Source organism: Haladaptatus sp. W1 (assembly GCF_001723155.1).
Lineage (GTDB): Archaea > Halobacteriota > Halobacteria > Halobacteriales > Haladaptataceae > Haladaptatus > Haladaptatus paucihalophilus.
The window spans coordinates 1-4,400 of the sequence record NZ_MEIH01000340.1 but is presented as its reverse complement, the minus strand read 5'-3'; the positions used below and the strand labels follow the sequence as shown (position 1 = coordinate 4,400).

General features: G+C 52.3%; 5 protein-coding genes and 1 pseudogene. 3 read left to right on the top strand and 3 right to left on the bottom strand.

Annotated elements, in window-relative coordinates:
• Positions 1-433 (bottom strand): SDR family NAD(P)-dependent oxidoreductase (locus BG842_RS19850; protein ID WP_139136205.1); only part of this gene is annotated, 433 nt, incomplete at its 3' end.
• 33 nt (positions 434-466) lie between these two features.
• Here BG842_RS19850 and BG842_RS30165 point away from each other — a divergent pair.
• The 3 genes from BG842_RS30165 (at position 467) to BG842_RS19840 (ending at position 1,887) form a co-directional block, all read left to right on the top strand.
• Positions 467-799: a hypothetical protein gene (locus BG842_RS30165; protein ID WP_175424223.1), complete on the top strand. Its 333-nt coding sequence runs from the start codon at positions 467-469 to the stop codon at positions 797-799.
• Positions 784-936 (top strand): DUF1931 domain-containing protein, encoded by a 153-nt coding sequence (locus BG842_RS19845; RefSeq protein WP_069452141.1) that lies wholly within the window; start codon positions 784-786, stop codon positions 934-936. Before BG842_RS30165 ends, BG842_RS19845 begins: the two co-directional genes overlap by 16 nt.
• Positions 937-1,512: 576 nt before the next feature.
• On the top strand, positions 1,513-1,887 hold the full coding sequence (locus BG842_RS19840; RefSeq protein ID WP_069452140.1) for a hypothetical protein: 375 nt from the start codon (positions 1,513-1,515) through the stop codon (positions 1,885-1,887).
• A 377-nt stretch (positions 1,888-2,264) separates the two neighbouring features.
• Here BG842_RS19840 and BG842_RS19835 read toward each other — a convergent pair whose 3' ends face one another.
• Together BG842_RS19835 and BG842_RS19830 are read right to left on the bottom strand one after the other, a co-directional pair.
• Entirely contained in the window at positions 2,265-3,320 is a 1,056-nt protein-coding gene (locus BG842_RS19835) for a dipeptide epimerase (protein ID WP_069452139.1), read from the bottom strand.
• Positions 3,317-4,371 (bottom strand): annotated as a pseudogene (locus tag BG842_RS19830) (DUF1611 domain-containing protein). Before BG842_RS19830 ends, BG842_RS19835 begins: the two are co-directional and overlap by 4 nt.
• Positions 4,372-4,400 lie beyond the last annotated feature (29 nt).

The window sequence follows — 4,400 nt, the reverse complement described above, 5'->3', positions numbered from 1 at the left end:
CGCCGCCAATTTCCTTTAGATGAGGGATAAACGCCTGCGAGGTGAGGTACGTTCCCCGAATATTGACCTCGGTTAGCAAATCGAACCGATTCGCGGGGAGGTCCGCAACGTTGCTCAACTGAATGGCGCTGGCGTTGTTTATGACAATATCCACCTCGCCGAAGGCTTCGATAGCCTCTGTGGCTGCATTCTGGACGTTCTCTGCGTCGCGGAGGTTCAACTGGATCGCGTGGGCATTCACCCCTCGCTCTTCACACTCTTCGGCAGTTTTGTGAATCGTTCCTTCAAGATCACCATCCTCTTTGACGGTTTTTCCCGTTGAGACAATGTTACAGCCTGCATCTGCGAGCGTGAGTGCGATTTGCTTGCCGATACCCCTCGTCGTTCCCGTGATAAACGCAGTTCGTCCGGTCAGGTTTGGCTCGACTGGCATGTTTAATGCTTAATCTTATTCCACCTAAGCAGTATGGAGGTCACAAAAATTGGATCCAGAGCGATGGATAGAGACGACCTTCTCGATCAACTGACCGAGGACATCCTCGCCTACGTCATGCACGGGGCGTTCCTAGAGCGTGAGTTCGCGAGTGCGATTAAACCCGATGCGCTTGATGAGCGCATCACCGAGTACGAACTCCTGTGGATCTCCCCTTCACCCTCTCACCAGACGTCATCGAATTCGTCGAGCAACTCCCTCAACGCGTTCGCAACTTGCAGACTGACACCGAGTCCATCACCCGAACGAGACGGGGGACGATCGATGGAAAGATCAACTGGAGTGCCACCATCAAACCCGCAGTGAAAGACCAGCTCGAAGGACACAATGTGGCGAGTGTCTTCTACGATGCACTCGATGAAGAAGTCGCCTCAATCCTCGACAACGCTTCCCGACGAGCCGAAGAAAACGATCGCAAAACCGTCCAAGCGCGCGATTTGTAGCGATTCATCGCCTCTTTTGACCAATCCTGTTTTGTGCTCGTTGCTACGCACAGACCTCATGTTCTCGAGTGATGAACAACCCGTTCAATCGGCCATGAGGTCAAAGCTCCTGCACGTCTATTAGCGGAGGGTATGGCTGCCATTTACCCAATCCTCTCACTGTTGCTCACGTTCGCACTTGCCCTCCTGATCATTCGAATCGGTTCAATTGCCCTTCGGATGACCGGCGTTTCACACGATTGCAAGGAGGAAGCCCACGGCTTCAGCCGTGGGAGGAATCGACAGTATTGACTCCTCTCGATATGAGTTCTTGCAGAGGTACTCGCTGAATCTACTGCTCCAAGCTACCGATGATCGGCGATTTGCCAGTGACCGATACGCGCTCTATATTCCGCACGGCCACTAAACCTATCACTGATTTATCATTTAAACAATGTTATCGTTATTCATATGTAATAGAATATTAAAAGCAATTTTTAGTATCCAGTAACGAAACTTCTTTGATATAATTCAAGTGTAGGTGAGCCGCTAACGGACGGCCGATACGGCTAATTTCGTCGGGATTGTTCAGCATCTGTGACCACTGAGCCAGCCTCCCAGGTTCAACAGCGATCAGCGCTTACTAGTCTTGACTACGTTGGGATTGTTCTCGTGGTTCTCACCGGTGTGATTCATATTTATGAAGGTATTGAAGATCTTGATGAGGGAATCATCGGAATCCTATTTTTATTGGCGGGCTTAGGATTTTTTGGTGCGCTTGTGCTGCTCTATCTCGGTGTAAATCAACCACTGCTGTACGGTGTCGGGATCATTTACACCGGCATCCAGTTCGTCGCGTACTTCATCCTTCGGTGGCCGAGTATCTATGATCCACTTGGTCTCTTTGACAAAGCAATCCAAGCGGTGCTGATTCTCGTACTCGCGATACTTTACGTCCGAAAACGGCCATAATCCACTGCTCTACGAATCCAGCGAAGTCAAATCTGCGCAGGGCTTCACACGATTGCAAGGAGGAAGCCCACGGCTTCAGCCGTGGGAGGAATCGACTCGGTCCAACCGGAGCTATAACCACTAGCGACCGCATCAAGCGCTCAACAACCGAACGCCTGTCGAGGAGATGCTAAACTAGACAGTGCCGACTCAAGTCTTCTGTAAAAATGTACTGCTGAGGATTTCAAGAAACAATGATCCGAGAGGAACTGTATCAAACCGCGCGAGTCACATTGCATCCGCAGCCACGGTCGAAGAGTCGAGGGTGTTTGATACTGGTTTATCGGAGATTTCAGCTGCTATATTAGTAGGTATGCGTTCGCTATGTTCATATCATTTTACAGCCCTGGTGTCACACCATGTCCAGGACCCGCTATTTCATGGATTGGGCCATCACTTGTTGGGATGATGTCCTCTGCTAGGAGGCGATTTCCATCAAGATCGACATAGGAGAAAGCGTCAGTACCTGCGACAATATGTGCACTTGTATGGATCCCGATAGCACTTTCGAGCATACAACCGATCATGAGGTCTGTATCTGCACCTTGAGCGATTGCAATAATATCTGCAGTCGCAAGTGGACCTGACTTCCCTAGTTTCACATTAATGATGTCTGCGGCATCTTCAGTAACGACTCGGATTGCATCTTCTGGCGTGAAGACAGTCTCGTCAGCAGCGATGGGAACATCGACACGGCGGCGGGTATCGGCAAGTCCAGTGACATCGGTCGCAGGAACTGGTTGTTCTATTAACTCAAGGTGAACACCGCGGTCAGCGACACGATCCGCGAACCAGGCGGTCTCTTTGGGCGTCCATCCCTGATTGGCGTCTATTTTGAGTGCAGCGTCCGGAACGGCATCGTGGATGGCTGAGACGCGTTCGACGTCTTCACTCACGTCATTTCCGGTCTTTATTTTGAGGTGTTCATAGCCAGAATTGGCCGCACTAGTGGCTCGCTTGGTTGCTTCGCTTTGGGGGAGAAGAGGAATTGTCATGTCGGTTTCAACCGGTCTTGGTGTGCTGCCGAATAGTTCCGAGAGAGGTATTTCATGTTCCCGGCAGTACGCGTCGAGAATGGCCGTTTCGACGGCAAACGTCGCTGAAGGCGTTTTAGGGAACGTTTGACGAACAGCTTGAATGATCGGCCGGTAGTTACTCGTTAGACAACCTTCGACAATGCTGGCCATCGCCTGTGCCGCCTCGATGGCGATTGCCTGTGTCTCACCAGTGACAGGCGGTAATGGCGAACCATCTCCATACCCTGTGGTGCCGTCGGCAGTCTCGACAGTGACGAGTACGTTCGAAGCCTCGTGTTGCGTTCCGAGCGATATTTCGAATGGCTCAGCGAGTGGCAAATCGAGCGGCTCTACCGACATTGCTACGATTTCACTCATACTCCCACCTCAAGTGTATTCTCGATGGCGTCGAAGAGTTTGGTTGCTCCCGACTCATCGTAGACGTTCGCGGTGACCAGACCGTGGCGCTGTTGTTCGACCTCGGAATCACCCCACGTAGAGATGCCAGCGACGAATGCGTCCGATAGCTCTTCGATGAGCATTTTTTCCTTCTCAACCCCATCGACTGCAAAGCGTTCGAAGTGGGCCCGCTTTGTTCGATCGGGATCATGGGCGAGAACGACGGCATCCGGCCACGATCCATGAAGGACACCCAGTGTCACACTTGAGTATGCGCGATGGGTGAGAGACGCCTGTCCCTCTACGAAGACGATATCGTGATCTTGGGCGACTGCCTTCACCATATCTTCTACAATCCCGGCGGTGAAGTCGGCAGGAACTCTATCGACGACGATACCTTCGTGTGCACCCACCATGATTCCGGTTTGGCCGGTGGCGACCCACCCAGCGTTCCATCCCGCTTTGCAGGCAGCTCTGTAGAGCTCGACCGTTGTGGTCCGCTTGCCGACTGCACAGTCCGTCCCAAGTGTAAGCACTACTAGGGCGTCGATATTGTCCACGGATCCATCACCGACGCGTAGTTTATTGGTTGCAGGTGGTTTACGAACATCGAAAATGCGGACGTCGTGTTGATCGGCCAACGAAGACCAGTATTCATCCTCCCCAAGAAAAACGTGAAGGCCAGAAACAACATCACACCCTCTACGGATAGCGTTCTCGATCTCTTCGACCCAAGCATCGGGTAGCTCACCGCCAGCAGGGGCGACACCAATAACCAGCACCTCTGCCTCCGGTGCGATATCGAGTGCGTCCTCGACGAATTCGACGACGGGCACGTCGGGTGCATCGGCCTTTCCTAAGATGTCTGTGGGACTCTGTCCGGCAGTTTCACAGTCCACGATGGCTCTGGTATCAAACACTTCGCTGTGCATTACGACCCCATTGGCGGTTTTCCACCTGTCTTACCGAACTCGCCATCCGCGAGGACGATTGTCGGAACGAAAACGTCAAACGATTCTCGCAAGTTCATGTTCTATCCTTACTCCGTAACTGTCACCC

Coding starts and splice junctions, on each gene's coding strand:
- BG842_RS30165 (WP_175424223.1), top strand. CDS start 467: ATGGAGGTCACAAAAATTGGATCCAGAGCGATGGATAGAGACGACCTT.
- BG842_RS19835 (WP_069452139.1), bottom strand. CDS start 3,320: ATGAGTGAAATCGTAGCAATGTCGGTAGAGCCGCTCGATTTGCCACTC.